Raw genomic sequence first — 18,581 nt, 5'->3', positions numbered from 1 at the left:
CTCGTTCCTTGCGAGCCAACCTGCCATGAATCGCACTTTGTTTTGCCTCTTTTTCATCGGTCTGTTCACGGCTTCGGCCTTGGCCCAAGATGCCATCAAACCGATCGCCCGCCGTTTGCCGGCCAAGAGCGACTACACGTTGCCGGAGCCAACCAAGAAGAACCTGGAAGCTCGGATCGCCGAGGTCGAGAAGTTCTCGACCGAGGTGAAAGAGAACCCGCTGTTTGCCGACGTCGACGTCTATCGCAAGGCGGTCGAGTTCGCCATCGAGCATGGCGAGTTCTATGGCGAAGGAGACGTCAAGAAGGCCCAAGCCTGCCTGACGATGGCTCGCAATCGAGCCGAGAGCCTCGCCAAAAACAACGCTCCCTGGAAGGAACAAAAAGGGCTGGTCGTTCGCGGGTACACCAGCAGCATCGACGGTAGTTCACAGCCATACGGCCTGGTGATTCCGGAAGGCCTGGACCTTTCCCAGCCGCAGCCGCTTTACGTCTGGCTGCATGGCCGCGGCGACAAGGCCACCGACCTGCATTTCATTCACGAACGCTCGACCAAGGCTGGCCAGATCACGCCGGACGACGCCATCGTCCTGCATCCGTTCGGCCGTCAGTGCATCGGCTTCAAGTCGGCCGGCGAAGTCGACGTGCTCGACGCGATTGCCGCCGTGAAGAAAGAGTACAACATCGACGACAAGCGGATCGTCCTGATGGGCTTCTCGATGGGTGGCGCAGGCTGCTGGCACATCGGTGCTCACTATGCCGAGAACTTCGTTGCGATGAGCCCGGGAGCTGGCTTCGCGGAAACGGCCCGCTATCAGAACTTGAAGAAGGAAGACTACCCGCCCAAGTACGAGCAAATCTTGTGGCAGGTTTACGACGTTCCCAGCTACACAACGAACCTTTTTAATCTTCCGGTCGTTGCGTACAGCGGCGAAAACGACAAACAAATCCAAGCCGCCCGGGTGATGGAAGAAGCCTTTGAGAAAGAAGGCCAAACGCTCACTCACCTGATCGGCCCGAAGATGGGGCACAAGTACGCCCCGGAAACGCTGGAGCAAATCCTGGCGATGATCAAAGCGGCTCGGGAGGAAGGGCAAGCGGAATACCCGCTGAACGTCACCATCCAGACGCCGACCCTACGTTACGGCAAGATGCACTGGGTCGAGCTGCTGGAACTGACGCGGCACTGGGAAGACAGCCGAGTCGGTGCCCTGTGGAAGGCGGACAACGAACTCTTCGTCGTCACACGGAACGTCGCCAAGATGAAGATCGATCTCGACAAGGCAAAGCCGTTCAACTTGGAGATCGACGGGCAGAAGCTCGCCGTGAACGAAGGAGACAAGCCCGCCAAGTCGATCATCCTGGCCAAAAGCGGCAACCAGTGGGAAGTCACCGATCAGGCGGCATCGACCGACAAGCTGCATAAGATCCCAGGCCTGCAAGGACCGATCGACGATGCGTTGATGACGCCGTTTCTGGTCGTGCTTCCTTCCGGCAAGTCGTCCAACGCCAACGTGCAGCGCTGGGTCGACTTCGAATCGAAGCACCTGGCCAATCGCTGGCAGGCCTTGTTTCGCGGCAAGCTGCGGACCAAGCTCGATAAGGAGGTGACGGATGCCGATATCCAGAAGTACAACTTGATCTGCTGGGGTACGCCGGAGAGCAATTCGATCCTCAAGAAGACGATTGGCCAGTTGCCGCTGGCATGGGACGAAAAGGAAATCTCGCTCGGCAGTCACCAGGTCGACGCGGCCAATCACGTCCCACTGATGATCTACCCGAATCCGTTAAACCCCAAGAAGTACCTGGTGATCAACAGTGGCCCGACGTTCCGCGAGGATCACGATCGTACCAACAGCCTGCAAAACCCCAAGCTGCCGGACTGGGCTTTCATTGACATTCGCCAAGATCCCGACGGTTCGTCCCCCGGCAAAGTGGTTGCCGCCGACTTCTTCGACGAAGCCTGGCAGCCGTAATCAAGCATTGGCCGCCAGCGCGCGGCGAAGATGCGGCTCGAATGCTTCCAGCGGGGGCGTCGTCTTATCCGGATCCTTGGCCGTGTCGTCCCAGATCCGAAGTTCGATCGCCGCGTGGTAGTGCGGATTGCTCTCGAACTGGGTGACTTCCGCCGGGTTCATGGGCCCGCCTTGGAGTCGTAAGCTGACCTGTGAAGGCTCGCTCAACGTTTCCTGATATCCCGGCCGGGCAGCGCACAAGTAGCGTTTGGCATCGACATGCATCCGCACCGGCTCGTAGGTTGCCGGGCCGAAGTGCGTCTTGAGGAAGTGAAAGCCGACGTTCTCATGATGGTCGTCGATCCCCTGATCGGGCGCGTCGTCAGGCAAATCGTGCAGCAGATGGCCGATGTCGTGCAGCAGCGAGGCCGCGATCAACTGGGACGTGGCATTGCTTTCCAGGGCCAGCGTCGCCGCTTGCAGCGCGTGCTGCAATTGGGTGACCGCCTCGTGTCCGTAGCCGGAGTCGCCCCGGTCACGAAAGAGTTCGATAATCTCAGCCACCACGTCCTGGGAATCGTCTTGCTTCCAACGGCCTGGCAGATTCACGTTGCTCTTCCTTCTCGTGCAATAAGACCGACGGTGAGTCTTATGCATACCCGCATTGTGACTGCAGGTCAACAATAGTGTGGACCATATCAGCAAGGTCGAGTAGGTGGCGAGATCCTCAGCCAGGAGATCAATTCAAAAAGTCTTCGCCCTGATGGCCGCGATCGTGCTCGGGATTCTCGACGTCTTGCGGGCTTTCGGCGTTTGGATCTTCGTCCGTGAACGATGCGCCGATTTCGAAGCAAAGCTCATTCAGGCGGCGGCAGCGGATGACGGTGCATGTCAGTTGCTGAGCGGAAGTCCAAAGAGTGACCTGTTCGCCAGGATAGAGTTCGGTATCGTGCAGAAAACGGATGCCGGTCGAGGAAATGTCGACCGAGTAACCTACGACGTATTGATGGTTCCGAGGTACCGACGGCAACGACGCGAACGATTCAATCAGCAGTTTACCTGGACAGTACAAGCGCACGGAACGTCGCATGTCGAGTGCCTGCGCAGGGAGCACCCCGCGGCGGTTTTCCAGGTCCGCAAATTGATCAGGCAATTGAATCCGACAGCGCAGCCGGTCCAACAGCAACTTCATTTTTTGCGAATAGACTGTTTCCAGCATTGATACATTTCCTGATCCAAGCCATCCGATAGGTGCTGATCCATCATGGATAACGCTTCGGTCAACGAATAACGACCGCGATACGGGCGATTACTGATAAGCGACTCAAATACATTGACCACGCTGCACAGGCGTGCCCACGGGTGAATTTCGTCGCCGACGGCACCGACCGGATAGCCTTTGCCGCTGGTACGCTCGTGATGCTGATAGACGACCATCAACTGAGCAAAGGAGATATCGGTTCGCTTGCCCAATCGGCGGAAGCCGAGAGCCGGGTGCTTTTGTGCGATGCGTTGTTCGCGGCGTTGGAGTCGGTCGTTCTTAGTCAGAATGCGTTCGCTTACCGACAGCTTGCCGATGTCGTGCAGAATACCGGCGACAGCCACCGCTGGCAGCTGGTCGTTACCGACCAGTCGCAGATCGCGTGCCAGGGCCACCATCATGTAAGCGACATTCAGCGAGTGAGTGACCGTTTGGTAGTCGTGATGCAAAAGCGAAATCAAATCGCCAGCGGTCATGTCGTCGCGGCAAAGCAGCCGGACGGCCATCGCGGAAATACTGCCGGCGCTCCGTATGACGTCGTCGGTATCGTTCGACTCGAACGCCGACGCGAGCAGCCCTTCCACCACCAGGTTCAGTCGTCCGAACCGATCTCGCAGCGAAAGGGTTTCATCTCGAATCATGAAGTCGAGCTTGCGGCGAATGAACCGCTGCATCTGACCGTGATCGATGTCGGTAGCGTAAAGCCAATTGATGTTGGTCTCGTTCAGCCGCTGAAGGTCTTCCGGCAGCATCGGCAGATTCGCCGCGCGATATAACCGCAGTCGACCGGTCTCTGCATCTTTGCGGTAAAGATCTACGGCAGGCACCTCTTCCGCAGTCAACAACGCCACCGGTATCGGCGTGTAGCCGAGGCATTGCGTCGCGATGGTTGAAGAGGAGGCCATGATTCGGGACTGATCCTTAGGCGTCGTATCGGAGAAAAGACACGTTGCGTTTGGTAGTTCGATACTCCTCAAGACTAGGTCACAACGGCACAAAGTCTGAGCTCTGGGCGTCGATTACCCGAGGGCTTGCGGGAAACCCACCTCCAGGCCGGGCTTAACCTGCCGGATCGTAACGGTCGTATCGGTTAAGTGACCATCCGATGACCACAACGTCGGTTGAGATAGCCGTCGCGACAACGATGGCTTCTGCACGTTTGACGCACGAGAAACTTATCCGCCGAGCGTTAGCTGGTTGCCGAGAATTAGCTCGATGGCAACGCGGCAAAGCATGAACAACACGATCACCAGAATGCCCCACGTCATGGATTGATTCATACGATCCATCCGAGTGAGGCCGAGCGTATCGATCCACGAGGGGGGTGGAGTGCGTTTGAAGATGTTGGGGGTCACCTTCCACAGCGGCCGGATGGCCTGCATACCTTCAAGCCACCAACTGGGCAGCCGCAGCCAGCGAAAGGGGCGCACGGTCAACTGCTGCTGACCGTTCTGAGCATTAACCTCGACGAAATGGCCTTGCAGCCACTTCATCAAAGCGTACGGCCATCCGCAGGGCTCTTCGCCGATGGGACTGTAAGGTCCCATGTATTCTTCCAGCTTGGGCGTCCGGCGAAACATGACGTTGGCCGCGTGCAGCTTGTGAACGCTCCGAGTCAAAGCAATCCGCTGCAACAAGCAAACAATGATCGCGACGACGGTGACCGTGAAGAGGATCCCGTCGACACCCCCCAGCGCCAGATAGACCCAGGTAGAAGGGCTATTCAGGTTGCTGACCAACGGTGCGTAGTAGTTGTCGTGTCGAAACCGCAGGAACTCATCGATTTCGTAGTCGGTATGCGGGACCTTGAAGAAGTTTTCCGAGATCTCTTCGACGCGCTTCGGGACCGGTCGTTCGATCAGCTGCTTGGGCGGTTTGAAATAGCTGCCCAGGAAATACGGGATGAACAAGATACTGAAAACGAGCGATATAACCGCCAGCTTCTTCCAGGTGTAGTGCTGCAGCAACTTAGTCCAGGGATCTCCGGCCTTGGCGTCGAATTCTCCGCCGCTGACGAACGTTTGATCCAGCAGCAGGCCCTGCGTTCCGCGTAAATTGCAATTGCCCAGGTTCGCTTGTCGCAAAATGGCCGCGGTGAAATCGGCCCCTTCGCAGTCCGCTCCGTGAGCCGTCGCGCCGTACAGATTGGCGCGCTGGAATTCCGCTTTCTTGAGACTCGCGTTCTGCAGGTTCGCATAATTGAGGTCGGCCTCGCTCAACCTGGCTCGGTCGAGACAAGTCTCCTCGAAGATGACATCGGCCAGGTTGGCTCGACGAAAACTGGCTCCGGCGGCATCGGCCTTGGTAAAATTGGCACCAGTCAGCTTGGCTCGCTCGAACGACGCTTCGTGACACTGGGCCTCGTTGACGTTGGCCGAGGTGAGAACCGCTCCCTCCAGGTTCGCGTTGTCCAACGTGACCGATCGCAGGTTCGCATGGTCGAGATTGGAATCTTGCAGCTGGATGCCGGTCATGTCGGCTTCCGCAAAGTCGCAGAACGACAGATTCGTTTCCTGGAGGACCGCTCCGGCCAGGCGAGCACCGCGGAAATCGCTGGCCGCGATGGTCGCGTCCCGCAGCACGGCCCCCTCCAGGTGGATGCCCCGCAGATCGACGCTTCTCAGCGTAACTCCTTCGAGGTGAACCACCTTATCCTGGGGCTGTGTCCCTTCCAAAGAGTCGTGCCGCCAGCGGTTCCAGGCCTTAAAGCGGTTGGGGTCGGTCTTCGGCTTACGCAGCGCCGTTTCGAAATGAACCAGGTGCACCCAATCCCCGGTGAAATTGGGATGCTTCCCCCGCAGATCGGCCAACGTCGCAGGCGTCAGCTTGCCTTCGTTGTAAGCCGTCTTGGACGCGGAAGCGGATTCCGCAACAATTACCGTTGGTTGCGACTTGTTCATCAGAGCGATGGCTAATAACGGGCTTTAAGCCCCCACTAAGGTGTTGATATCTTGGGATTCACCAGGATACGGCCATCGCGCAAGATTCGGTAGTCGCACTGTATGAAGATCATGTTACGACTTGCTTGAAACCCACTTTAAAACGATAAACTGCAACCGTGCCCCCCGTTATTAATATCCAGAACGCGACGAAGCGATTCGGTCACAAAGTGCTTCTCGATGGCGCCAGCGCTGCCATCACCGACGACCACAAGGTAGGCCTGGTGGGGCGTAACGGTGCGGGAAAGTCGACTCTTTGCCGAGCCATCCTCGGGGACGAAGAACTCGAAAAAGGGGAAGTAGTTCTGCATCCCAAGACGCGGCTGGGATACCTCCGCCAGCACGATCCCTTTCTGGAAGGGGAAACGGTTGTTGGGTTTCTGATGCGCGACAGCGATCAGCCTGACTGGAAGTGTGGCGAAGTGGCTGCTCGCTTCGAAATCAAAGGGGCCATGCTCGATGCCCCGGTGCATAACCTATCCGGCGGATGGCAAACGCGCGTCAAATTGACGGCCCTGCTGCTGCACGATCCGACGTTCTTGATTCTGGACGAACCGACGAACTTTCTCGACATTCGTACCCAGATGCTGCTCGAGCGGTTCCTCAAAAGCTACAAAGGCGGCTACCTGATCGTGTCGCACGACCGGGGCTTCCTGAAGCAAACCTGTAATGAAACGCTGGAGCTGTCTCGCGGCAAACTGACCCTCTATCCGGGCAGCATCGAAGACTACATCGAGTACCGCGACGAGCGCAAACTGCACGACGAGCGAGTCAACGCCGCCACCAAGGCCAAGGCCAAGCAGTTGCAGCGTTTTATCGACAAGAACCGGGCCGGTGCCAACACGGCCGCCCAGGCCAAAAACAAGCAAAAGCAGCTGAACCGGCTGGAATACATCGAGATCGAAGAGGACGAAGCGAGTGCCTACATTCGCGTGCCGCAGGTCGACGTCAAAAAGGGAACGGCGGTCCGCTGCGAAGGGCTGACGATTGGCTATCCCGATCGCGACGTCGCCGATGGAATCACGCTCGACATCGAACATGGCGCCCGAGCGGCGGTCGTGGGTGACAACGGCCAAGGTAAAACGACCTTTCTGCGGACGTTGGTCGGCTCGCTGGCCCCCAAGTCAGGCGAAGTAAAATGGGGACACAACACCGACATCGGAATCTACGCCCAGCACGTTTACTCGACGCTGCCGGCCAACGACACCGTCGAAGACTATTTACTGGGTGTCCGCGATCCGTCGATCAACCACCAACAGGTACTTGCCGTCGCCGGTAGTTTTCTCTTCCGCGGCGACGACGTGCAGAAGAAGGTCAAAGTCCTCAGCGGTGGTGAACGTGCCCGACTTTGCCTGGCTGGTCTGCTGCTGGGCAAGTACAACATTTTGATTCTCGACGAACCCGGCAACCACTTAGACGTGGAAACGGTCGACTCGCTGTGCGAAGCTTTGGACGACTATAACGGCACGGTGATCTTCACCAGCCACGATCGTTACTTCGTTCGTCGCATCGCCACGCAGATCATCGAAGTGAGCGGCGGCAAGGTGACCCACATCCCCAGCGACTACGAGCATTACCTCTATCGATTGAGCCAGGAAATCGAGCAGGAAGATGGCAACCAGGTCGCCGCGACCATCTCGGGCGAAGGGCGCGACGCCGACCTGGCCAAGGAAGAACGCAAGCAGCGAAACAAAGAGGCCCGAGCAGCTCGCAAGGAAGTCAACAAGCTGGAAACCAAGATCGCCAAGCTCGACGACGAACGAAAGGCCCTTAACCGGAAGTTGATGGAAATTACCGACCCGGTCGAAGCCCAGAAGATCCACGAGAAGTTCACCGCCGTCGCCGACGAAATCGCGGAACTCGAAGGAAAATGGCTCAAGTACCAGGAACAGTTGGAAGACTTTGAGGAAGGTTAGTCCCGCTGAGACTTACCAGTGAATCGGCCAGTAGGTGATCACCAGGTCCTCCTCGTGATCATCAAGCGTTACCTGCATTCGCCCCCACTGGTCGGCTTCAATGGGCAGCGTCTTTGCGCCCTGGGTGGCTGCGTAGCCGGGGCGCATCAAGAAGTTGACGATGATCTTGTTTTGCTCTGGGCGAAGGCCTTCGAGTTCTACTCGCATCCAAGAGCCGTTGACCTCCATCGGTAGCGGTTGCACGGGAACTCCCTGCGGAAACGCCAGCGCGGCGGCATCGGGAAGCTCGTAGATCACCTGGTGCGGTTCGCGATGTCGCTCGATCAAATAAGGCTGCAGCGATTCAAAAATGGGCACCTGCGTCTGGACGGCCGACCACGCGAACGCATGAGCCTGGGGATTGGCTCGGACGATCTCGAATGACTGATGCACGATGATCCAGCGACACCCGTACGCTTGCAAGGCCTCCCGTGGGTGCGCCTGGATGTGCTCTCGCTGCCGAATCTGTTCGCTGAGTTCATAGGTGAGCCCGTCCGAGTAACTCGAGATCGAGTTCTTCCCGTAATACAAGGCAAAATTGTTCGTCATCGATTGGGCATACTTCTCACCTAGAAGCCGCGACGAGGCAAAGCTGTAGATTCGGTCGCTGCCAAGCAGTTGGTCACTAGCCGCAGAAAGTGGCGCATACGGCATATCGCTCGCGTGATCTGCCCCCCGGTTCCAGGTGAAAGCCACCAGCAGAATGAGATTCAGCACGGCCGAAAGCCGGAGCACTCGGGTCCAATCGACATAGATGGCTCCACGTACCAACATGAAGAACGTTGCGAAGAGGACGAACTTGAATGGATGCTGAAACTTCTCGAAGACCGGCGAGTCGGCCATGATGAACCAGATGCCCCCCGGCTTCCCCAGCGATGACAGGATCGCCACGATCCCCAGCACACACCACGCATCCCATCTTCGCAACGCGATCGACAAGAGCGCGGTACCAAACAGGAAACTACCGGTGTAAGCGGCGTATCCGCCCGAGGTCCAAAGCAGGTAGTTTAGAAAGCAGTCCTGCATGCTGGCAAAGGACGAGCCGTCTCGATCGACGTTGGCTACCAGTTGGTATTGGGCGACCAGCAAAGGGGAAGCGATGACCAGTGCCACCAGGCTGGCCAGGGCCAACGCAATCCACTTCTGCATCCAGACTTTACTGCTGACAACCTTGATCAGGAACATCAAGCCGCAAAAGAACATCGTGTAGACCCACAACTGGGCATTGCCGGCATGAAAGTAGACTCCACACAGCACTCCCCACCAGATAATCCGACGGAGCGTTGCCGGTCGAGCGACAAGGTCGTGGGTTGCCCAGGCAATCAGCGGCAAGAACACGAGTGTCGGGTAGGTGTAGTACCACGCTCTTCCCATGAAGATGACGTACGCACCCAAAACAAAAGACGCAGCAGTACATGCGGCGATCACCCCTTCCACTTTCAAACGCCGAAGCAGACCGTACGTCACCACATACCCAGCCACGATATGTAGGATGGCGTAGACTTCCATGAAATACTGCTGCGATCCACACAAGATCGCAAGCCAGTACGCCAGATAAATGCCGGGGTATGAGATCGAATAGGTCCCGGCCGCAAACACCGGCATCCCCATCGACTGATGCGGGTTCATCGCGGGAAAATCCCCTGCTTCGACCTGATGAATCGAGTCGAGAATGACCGGCAGAAATTGGTGAAAATTGTCATCCTCACCGAAGAAATAAGGGGACCAAACCTCCAGACCCAGCAACAGCCCCAAGACCAGCGGCAGTCCTACCAGCAGCGGAAGATGCCTTCCCACGGCCGAAACGAGCCATCCCAAGCCCAGATGCAACAACGTCCATGTCGGCGTCGAGGTAATGAGTTCCTATTCCTTATGGTCCACGTCTGGCTGAAAACCAAAGATGCTTGCAAGCTCGATATAAGGATACTATCCTGCGAGGCAAATCTCTGGCAAGTATTGCTCCATTGGGCCTACGTGGCGTGAAGGGGTATGAATGAAGCATCCGTCACCAGCAGGCCTTACAAGGACGGGCTCTGACGAGCGAATCAGATTGACATCGATTTGAAGTAGGATTCGTCTTCGAGGCGATTAGCTGCGTACCAGCGCAGCTACCGCCTCTTTCACCGGCACCTCGCCATCGGTCAATTCAATGATCTCGCGGCGAATCTCCGGTCGCTCGATCAAGGCTGCCAGAAAAGCGGCCACATTTCCCCGGGCCACCGTTCCATAAGGGATGGCGAGTCCAGCTTTAACCTTGCCGTTCCCTTCTTCAGTCACGAGCGTCGCCGGGCGTAAGATAACCCAATCCAGGTCGGTCGCGGCCAAGGCGTTGTCGGCCATGCGCTTGGTGCGGATGTAGTGCTCGAAGCCTTCCTTCCGCTCGGCATCTCGCCTGGCGTCGGGAAATGCTGACACCAGATACACACGCTTGATCCCATTGGCCTGGGCGGCATCCATCATCTTAATGACGCCCCCTCCATCGATTGCCGTGGTACGTTCAGGCCCGCTTCCGGCAGCGCCGGCGGAGAAGACGACCACGTCACAGTCCTTCGTCGCCGCCGTGAGGTCCTCGACCGTCATGTCGATGATGTCGCCGAGATGTGCCTGGGCTCCGGAGGCCTTAAGGGTTTCGGCTTGCTCAGGCTTTCGATGCAAACCAGTCACCGTGTGCCCTGCTTGAATCAGTTTAGTCACCAGGCGCGACCCGACACCGCCGGTTGAACCGATGATGAAAACGTGGCTCATGCTTTCTCCTTCTGCTCTCAAGCTTGATGCAAATTCCAGTGCCTCTATCGAGTGTTTCTACGCGATGCTTTCCATGGTAAAGCGCATAACAGCACGTTAATACCCGCGCATGAAAAACGGCACCTCGTGGGAGGTGCCGTTTCTGATTCCTATTTGGCGATACTTTAGCTATCAGGCAGCGGGATCTTTACCGTCGATCCAGGGGCCTTCCAGGCGCTGGTGATCGGGATCGTTGATCGTCGAGCCCTTGTCGCCCGCTTTCCAGCCCGGCACGTGCTCTGGCTTGCCGCGCTCTTTGGAAACCTGTTCCCACTTCTTCGACCACGATCCATCCGCCTCGCTGATGGTCATCGTTTCGTCGTCGAAGCGATAGATCTTCCCTTCGCGGTAGCTGCGAGCCCCCAGGTTCACCAGCACGATCGCGGCCGCACCCAAATCTGGCGGGTTGTTGCACGACTGCGGCGTATTGTTTTCGATCGCGGCAATCCAGTTCTCGAAGTGCGCCTTGGTTTGATCCTTTGGTGCTTCTTTTTCGGTCTTGATGATCTGCCGTTCGTACGGCAAGTCATTCGGGCTGATGTGCGTTACCTGGGGACGTTCCGGTACGAAGGTGAACTCGGAAGCATTCGGGTTCTCGAATACGATCGAACCGTAGTGACCACGGATCAACTGCTGCACCGGCGTTTCGGAAGCAGCCATCGTCGCGGTGACCAGGCCTTGGCAACCTTCGTTGAACTCGGCAACCACGGTCGCCACGTCCGGCACCTGGCGGCCGTCGTATTCCAGATACAAACCACCGCTGCCGGTAATGCGTGCTGGGTAACGCAGCCCGGTGGCCTTCATCATTTGCGTGGTGCGGTGCACGAACAAGTCGGTGAACATACCGCTGCCGAACTCCCAGAAGCGCCGCCACTGGGCGAACACGGCTCGGTCGAACGGCTGGTCTTCGGCCAGACCTTCTTCGACGCCGAGGAAGCGCTTCCAGTCGATCGTTTTGGGGGTCATGTCTTTGGATAACTTGTAGTACCGCCACTGACCGATATCGGAGTTGCGGAAGTATTCGGTCTGATACATGAGCACTTTGCCGAGCAGACCTTCGTCGATCTTCTCGCGTGCGGCATCCCAAACCGGCAGGCTCGTTCCCTGCACGCCGACTTGCATCACCTTGCCGGTATCTTTCCAGACGCTGACCAATTCGATGGCGTCTTCGACCTGTTTGACCATGGGCTTTTCGCAGTAGACATGCATGTCGCCTTTCATCGCCTCGATGGCTTGAATGGCGTGCCAATGGTCTGGCGTACCGATGCTGACGGCATCGAGGTTTTCCTTGGCGTACATCTCACGGAAGTCGACGTAGCGGGCAACCTTGCCGCCGTTTTCCTTTTCGATGTAATCGGCGGCGCGATTGCGGTTGTTGTCGTAGACGTCGCAGACGGCAACCAGTTCGATGTTGGCCCCTTCGCTTGCGATCTTGGAAAGGCTTTTCACGTGGGCACCAAAACCGCGTCCACCCACACCCACGAAACCAATTCGCAGTTTGGAATTGGCATCGGCGGCTGGTGACTTTTGGGCATGCATTGCCAGCGATGTGGCGGCAACGCCGGCGGCGGTGGACCTAAGAAAGGTTCGACGCGTAGCATCGGTAGGACTCATGAGCGATGGTCTCCATCTTCGTTGGGCAGGAATAAGAGTGGATTCTGGCGAGGCAGGTCGCACCTACTATAAAACCAAGCCAGCCACGTAAACGCAATATCCTATTTGCGCAAGCTTATCTCGCTTCAAGGCAACTTCGCTTCGTAATGCCGTCTGCATTCGTCCATCACGATTCAGTTAGTTTTCGCCAAGATTCCGGTGAAATTGTCGAATACCCACCTGAGTTCAGAGATGAATCACACTTTGCAAGGGATAGAATGCGCGTGTGCGGCGTTTCTCGTCATTGCAGCATTTTGTTAAGCGGAGGTAGAAACCATGTCACGTCTTATTGCGCCGATCATGTTAATTACGCTCGTCTTTTGCGTCGCCACGTCGCCTGCCTGGGCGCAAGACGCGGAAGCTCCGGTATCGGTTGAAGAAGCCGCAACCGTCGAAGCAGGCACGCCGGATGCGGAAGCAGCCGCCGCAACCGATGACAAAGAAGAGCTGGCAAAGCCGGAAGAGGTGAATGAACCAGCCGGCGAGTTGCCGGAACAATTGAAAGGTATCGCCAAAGAAGTCGATGACTCGGCAACGGCCAAAGATACCAGCGCCGGGATCCTGACGCCGATTTATATGGTTGCCGAGGCGCTTGAGTTCCCGGCGTTTCACTGGCTGGCGTTCGCGCTGATGCTCTCAGGCGTCATCGGCTTCGCTTTACAACTGGTGATCGGTAAGCTGGTCGTCTTTGCCCATCTGGGCTTCAGCCTTCGCGAGATCCTCTCGGACGTGCTTAGCTTCGTCATCAGCTTGATTGGCTTGGTGCTGACGACCCAGGCCGCTGCCCAAAACTCGACCTTTACCCAAAGTCCGTTCGCGGTGTTGTCCGCTAGCTTGCTCGGCTTGCTCCTGGGGATCATGCTTTACTTCTGGGGTCAGGCGCAGGAAGTCGAGGCTGTCAAAGGTCGTACGGCCACAGCCGCCGAAGCCAAAGCTCGTGAAAAGAAGTAGGCCTGGCAAAAACCGTGGGTGCCGATCCTCTTACATCGGCACCCTTTTCCAGCGGTATATTATTCCATGTAAATCACTGCATTTTCCTTACTTCGCGTGAGGGAACCTGATAGAATTCTCATAGGATGAGGTATTACTTACCTCCCGGTCGACCTAATCCCTCTCTCATCTGTTTTCGAGGCGGAACCATGCTTCGCATCACGCATGTGTCCGCGAGCTGCGTTCTGTTGTCGCTGCTTGCGTGGACTACAGCTATTGAAGCGCAAGAAACGTTTGCGGATGCGCCCAATGAAACGGCCAAGATGCAAGCGATGGCCGCACGGATCGATGCCCTCGTGCAAGCCCGGCTCGACCGCGAAAAAGCCAGCGCCGCTCCGCTGGCCACCGATGGCGAATTCATCCGCCGTGCTTACCTCGACCTGGTTGGCAACATCCCAACCGTCGCCCAAACGCGAGCCTATCTGGACAACGATGCTCCGGACAAACGAGAGCAACTGATCGCTCAGCTGCTGAAGTCTCCGGCGTATCCAACGCACCTGGCCAACACGTGGCGAGCGCTGGTGCTCGAGCCATCGGACGACCCGCAACGACTGCAGAACGAGCAAGGCCTTCAGCGTTGGCTGCGAGGCAAGTTCAGCGAGAACGTACGGTACGACCGCCTGGTGGAAGAGTTTCTGACCGCCACCCAAGGGAGCGATGGTCCTGGCTATTTTTATGCGTCGCAAGACTTGAAGCCGGAGATGCTGGCTTCCGAAACGTCACGCATCTTCCTGGGGCTGCAGCTGGAATGTGCCCAGTGTCACGACCATCCCTTCGATCGCTGGAAGCAGCACGACTTCTGGGGACTGGCGGCCTTCTTCGCGCAACTGGAACGGCCAGCCAACGATAACATCGTCGGTCTCGGCCGATTCGACATCGTCGATCGCAACATGGGGGAGGTGACCATTCCGGAAACGGACGAGGTCGTCCCGCCGGCGTTTCCCGGCAGCAGCGCAAACTATGCCTCGTTCGGTGGAACGCGGCGTCAGCAGTTAGCCATCTGGATGGTCTCGCGCGACAACCCCTACATGCCCAGGCGCGCGGTGAACTGGGCCTGGGCGCACATGATGGGACGCGGTATCGTGCATCCGGCGGATGACATGTCTCCGCAAAATCTTCCCAGCCATCCTGAACTTCTGAATGAGCTGACCGACTATTTCATTCGCAGCGGCTTCGACTTGCGACTGCTTCTGCAAACGATCGCCATCACCGACACGTATGCCCGCAGTAGCGAGGCCGTTTCCGACTCGGAAGCACCACCGGAGCTTTTTGCCCGCATGGCGGTCAAGTCGCTCACGCCGGAACAGCTTTACGATGCCTTCTTAAAGGTTGGCCTGCTGAAGAACGATGTTCCTCTCATGCAGCAAGATGGGCTGCGCAATCAATTCGTCGCCCGCCTGCGAACGGCGAGTAAGGATCGCACGTTCTTCGATACCGGCATGCCGCAGGCGCTGGCGGTGATGAATGGCCCACCCGTTTCGACGGCGACTTCGCCAGAAACGAGTGGGCTGCTCAAGGCTTTGTCCGCTCCTTTCCTCACGGACGAGCAGCGCCTGAACGTGTTGTTTCTGGCGGCCTATAGTCGCCCACCCAATCCCGATGAATTGAAGCGATACCAGGAGTTCCTGCAGCAAGCCGAACCAGACCAGCAATCGGCGGCCCTGGGGGACGTGCTGTGGGTGCTGGCCAATAGTGCTGAATTCATGTTGAACCATTAAAGGGACATCCGATGAACATCTTGCCCCAATCGCGACGACGATTCCTGCAAACGACCGCAGGCCTCTTGGGTGCTGCCAGTTGTTCGTGGCTTCCCCAATTGGCAGCGGCCGCTGGCGCGGATCCCAATCGCAAGCGAAGCTGCATCGTGCTGTGGATGGCCGGCGGTCCCACCCAGACCGATACCTTCGACATGAAGCCGGGGCATGCCAATGGGGGCGAGTTCAAGGAAACGGAAACCAATGTGCCGGGGCTTCGCTTCAGCGAGCACTTTGCTGGACTCGCCAAGCAGGCCGACAAGCTGGCCATCATGCGTGGAATGAGTACCCGGGAAGGTGATCACCTGCGTGGCACTTACCTGATGCACACCGGGCAGCGTCCAGGCGGGCCGCTGAACTATCCGTCGATCGGCGCGTCCCTATCGAAGGCCCTGGAGCACAACCAGTCGACCCTACCCAGCTACGTCGCCGTCAATCCGAGTGGTCTACTTAATGGCAGCGCGCTGAGCCCTGGCTTCTTGGGGCCACGCTATGCGGCGGCAACCGTTGGCGCGCGCGGCACACCACCCGGGGAAGGTTCCGAAGCGATGGCCGACCTGGGGGTCGACTTCCTATCGCTTCCACCAGGGATCGATACGAAGCGTCAAGACGCGCGGCTGGCGTTGTGGAAAGATCAGCAGAACCAATTCCTTGCCCGGCATCCTTCCGGCGCCGCCGAAGCGCAAGCGACGATCTTTCAGTCGGCCGTCAAGATGATGCACCCCGATGCGGCCTCGGCGTTTGATCTTTCGCAAGAGACGACCCAGGTACGCGAGTCGTACGGCCGAGGTACCTTTGGCCAAGGCTGCCTGATTGCCCGGCGGCTGGTCGAACGTGATGTTCCTTTCGTGGAAGTGACGCTCGGGGGCAACGGACTGGGCTGGGATACCCACCAAGGCAACTTCCCGGCCGTCGAACGGCTCTCTAAAGAACTCGACCAAGGGTGGAGCACCCTCATGCGGGAACTCGAGGAGCGCGGCCTTTTGGAAACGACCACCATCTGCTGGATGGGTGAATTCGGTAGGACCCCCAGCATCAACAACTCGGCGGGACGTGATCACTTTCCCGATGCATGGACGTGCGTTCTCGCCGGGGGAGGCATCGCCGGCGGTCAGGCCTACGGCAAAACCGACGAAGCCGGCCAGGAAGTCACCGAAGGGAAGACGGAGGTGCAAGACCTGCTGGCGACTCTTTGCCGGGCCGTCGGTGTTGATCCGGCGACCGAGCACTTCTCACCCCAGGCACGTCCTATCAAGATTTCGGAAGGACACTCCATCGATCAGGTTTTGGCGTAACATGCGTGCGTTTGTTTCGACCTTCGTTCTGGCTTCCCTCGTGATAGGCATCGGCGGATGCAACCAGCGCGTCGCCCAGACGCCCCCACCGAAGCCCGCTCCGCCAGTGGTCGCCAAGACGATCGTCGACCCGCTTGATTTGATCTCGCTAGAAGATATGGCCGAACCCCAGGCAGGGCTCCCCTTCAAGCTGGAACCGTACGTCACGCCGCAGCGTCTGTTGGTCTTCACTTCGCATGGACCTATCCGCGTCGATGTTTTGCTTTGGATCGACGACAAGCCGTACGACCACGCCTTGGAAGAACTGGTCGATCATGTCCTGACGCTGGCCGACGCCAACCAGGATGGCAAAGCAACCTGGGAGGAGTTGGCCAATCAGCCGGAGCTGCGCAGCGGTCAGTTCGGTAACCTCTCGTTCGAAGACCCCCGTCAACGAAAGCAAAACATCGATCGCTACGACACCAACCGCAACGGTTGGGTCGACCGCGCCGAAGTGCCCCGCATGGTCAGTCGCAGCAGCGCCCGTACGGAAGCGTTCTCCGTTCGTCGAACCTCGTATGCCGTGAATCGCAGCCGGACCGATTCCCCCTTGCGGCAACTGCTGGATGAAAATGGGAATGGCGTGATCGATCACGACGAGATCACCTCGGCCGCGCACCGACTTCGCCTGCGTGACCTGGACGACGACGAGATTGTCACACCGATGGAACTGATCACGTCTTCGGGAAGTTCCATGGATGACATGACACGCCGCGGCGATCGGCGTCGTTTCTTCGGTGGCCAAGGCATGTTCACCCTGGACGACAACACCCCGTGGAACGACCTGCTTTACGCCATGCAGGAAAACTACGAACGCGGCGGGCAACTTCAGCTCGACAAGTTTCCGAAAGACAACCTGCTGCATACGATCGACGCGGATGGGGATGGCGTGCTGCATCGTGACGAGCTACCCAAGCTCGCCAGCTTGCCGCCCGAATACGAATTGACCATTCGCTTTGGTGGAGACTTGAAAGAGCAGCCGCGAATTGCCATGGTTCCCTTCAAAAAGTCTTCGGCCGAACCGATCACCAGAACGGACGAAGTTGCCGTTAACCTGGGCTCGGACTGGCTTGTCTTCCGCACCAGGGATAATGTAAGTTCCGAGTTTGCCCATCAGCAGGCCGAAAATCTATTGCAGATTTACGATGGCAACCGGGATGGTTATCTCGAGGAAAGCGAACTCCCCGAGCAAGGCACAAACATCAACTTTGCCCTGGCCGACAAAGATGAGGATGAAAAGCTATACGTCGAGGAAATCGAGGCCTCGCTCTTGCAGCGAAATTGGATCCAGCGCTGTCACATTCGCCTGCAGGGGATCGACGGGGATGATCCCCTGTTTCGTGCCATCGACCCAAACCGGGATACCAGGCTATCGGCCAGGGAATTGCAGCAACTCAAGTCGCAGCTCAGTCAGATGGACGTCGACCAATCGCAGTCCGTCGAGTTCGAGGAGATTCCTGCCCTGTTGGTGTTCGAGTTCTTTCGCGGAGATCAAGACAACAATCCGGTAGTGCCGCAGCTTTACAGTGAATCGCAAGACGCGACCGCCACCAGCAACCTGACGCCGGAGTGGTTCCAAGGCATGGACTACAACGGAGACGGCGATATTAGTCTTCGCGAATTCCTGGGCACTCCGGCCCAGTTCTCGGAATTGGATGCCGATCACGACGGCTTCATCACCGATGCCGAGGTTCTCTCGCACCCGAACCTGTTCTAACAGGCCCTTTCTGGCTGGCCCGCCGGACCGTGACAGGCGCCGTCCCTCCCCCCGAAAGCACCGCAGGCATTGCCTGAGATATTAACGTTTTGTAAATATAACCACTCAAAAGATGTAAGGGCTTTCTTTGCCAGGGGTTATGCCAGAAGATTAACCTTCGCTGGAATGGCCCCAAAAACTCCGAGAAATCCGCTTATTCTTAGTCGAATTGGTCGCCTGGAGACGAGCTTTTCCGAGTGT

Annotated in this window: 13 protein-coding genes; 6 read left to right on the top strand and 7 right to left on the bottom strand. The window is 57.7% G+C overall.

Going from position 1 to position 18,581, the window contains the following annotated elements; genetic code table 11:
- Positions 1-25: 25 nt before the first annotated feature.
- The gene (locus tag Pan97_RS02425; RefSeq protein ID WP_144970427.1) at positions 26-1,975 is read left to right on the top strand and encodes a carboxylesterase family protein; all 1,950 of its coding nucleotides are present in this window, start codon (positions 26-28) and stop codon (positions 1,973-1,975) included.
- On the opposite strand, the gene Pan97_RS02420 is transcribed toward Pan97_RS02425, so the two are convergent.
- The 4 genes from Pan97_RS02420 to Pan97_RS02405 all read right to left on the bottom strand — a co-directional run bounded on the left by Pan97_RS02420 (position 1,976) and on the right by Pan97_RS02405 (position 6,115).
- The gene (locus Pan97_RS02420; protein ID WP_196782257.1) at positions 1,976-2,563 is read right to left on the bottom strand and encodes a phosphonate degradation HD-domain oxygenase; all 588 of its coding nucleotides are present in this window, start codon (positions 2,561-2,563) and stop codon (positions 1,976-1,978) included.
- 130 nt (positions 2,564-2,693) lie between these two features.
- Positions 2,694-3,173 carry a PilZ domain-containing protein gene (locus tag Pan97_RS02415; RefSeq protein WP_144970423.1) on the bottom strand — a complete coding sequence of 160 codons (480 nt, stop codon included), beginning with the start codon at positions 3,171-3,173 and terminating at the stop codon, positions 2,694-2,696.
- The gene (locus Pan97_RS02410; protein WP_144970421.1) at positions 3,143-4,120 is read right to left on the bottom strand and encodes an HD-GYP domain-containing protein; all 978 of its coding nucleotides are present in this window, start codon (positions 4,118-4,120) and stop codon (positions 3,143-3,145) included. The genes Pan97_RS02415 and Pan97_RS02410 overlap by 31 nt, the downstream gene beginning before the upstream one ends.
- Before the next feature lie 270 nt (positions 4,121-4,390).
- A complete protein-coding gene (locus tag Pan97_RS02405) occupies positions 4,391-6,115 on the bottom strand; it encodes a pentapeptide repeat-containing protein (protein WP_144970419.1) in 1,725 nt (574 codons plus the stop codon).
- 158 nt (positions 6,116-6,273) lie between these two features.
- Between Pan97_RS02405 and Pan97_RS02400 the strand changes: the two genes are divergently transcribed.
- Complete coding sequence (locus Pan97_RS02400; protein ID WP_144970417.1) at positions 6,274-8,070, top strand: ABC-F family ATP-binding cassette domain-containing protein; 1,797 nt, start codon at positions 6,274-6,276, stop codon at positions 8,068-8,070.
- 12 nt (positions 8,071-8,082) lie between these two features.
- On the opposite strand, the gene Pan97_RS02395 is transcribed toward Pan97_RS02400, so the two are convergent.
- From Pan97_RS02395 to Pan97_RS02385, 3 genes are all read right to left on the bottom strand, one after another.
- Positions 8,083-9,906 carry a hypothetical protein gene (locus Pan97_RS02395; RefSeq protein WP_144970415.1) on the bottom strand — a complete coding sequence of 608 codons (1,824 nt, stop codon included), beginning with the start codon at positions 9,904-9,906 and terminating at the stop codon, positions 8,083-8,085.
- Between the two features lie 291 nt (positions 9,907-10,197).
- Entirely contained in the window at positions 10,198-10,854 is a 657-nt protein-coding gene (locus tag Pan97_RS02390; protein ID WP_144970413.1) for an SDR family oxidoreductase, read from the bottom strand.
- Positions 10,855-11,025: 171 nt separating this feature from the next.
- Positions 11,026-12,507, bottom strand: a complete 1,482-nt coding sequence (locus Pan97_RS02385; RefSeq protein WP_144970411.1) for a Gfo/Idh/MocA family protein — start codon at positions 12,505-12,507, stop codon at positions 11,026-11,028.
- Between the two features lie 315 nt (positions 12,508-12,822).
- Between Pan97_RS02385 and Pan97_RS02380 the strand changes: the two genes are divergently transcribed.
- The 4 genes from Pan97_RS02380 to Pan97_RS02365 all read left to right on the top strand — a co-directional run bounded on the left by Pan97_RS02380 (position 12,823) and on the right by Pan97_RS02365 (position 18,341).
- Positions 12,823-13,497: a hypothetical protein gene (locus Pan97_RS02380; protein WP_144970410.1), complete on the top strand. Its 675-nt coding sequence runs from the start codon at positions 12,823-12,825 to the stop codon at positions 13,495-13,497.
- Between the two features lie 188 nt (positions 13,498-13,685).
- Positions 13,686-15,254 carry a DUF1549 and DUF1553 domain-containing protein gene (locus tag Pan97_RS02375; RefSeq protein ID WP_165698578.1) on the top strand — a complete coding sequence of 523 codons (1,569 nt, stop codon included), beginning with the start codon at positions 13,686-13,688 and terminating at the stop codon, positions 15,252-15,254.
- A gap of 11 nt (positions 15,255-15,265) precedes the next feature.
- Positions 15,266-16,585: a DUF1501 domain-containing protein gene (locus tag Pan97_RS02370; RefSeq protein WP_144970406.1), complete on the top strand. Its 1,320-nt coding sequence runs from the start codon at positions 15,266-15,268 to the stop codon at positions 16,583-16,585.
- 1 nt (position 16,586) lies between these two features.
- Entirely contained in the window at positions 16,587-18,341 is a 1,755-nt protein-coding gene (locus Pan97_RS02365) for an EF-hand domain-containing protein (RefSeq protein ID WP_144978087.1), read from the top strand.
- Positions 18,342-18,581: the final 240 nt, after the last annotated feature.

Source organism: Bremerella volcania, from assembly GCF_007748115.1.
Classification (GTDB): domain Bacteria; phylum Planctomycetota; class Planctomycetia; order Pirellulales; family Pirellulaceae; genus Bremerella; species Bremerella volcania.
Note: the sequence above shows the minus strand (reverse complement) of the source record. Positions and strands in the feature narration are given on the sequence as shown.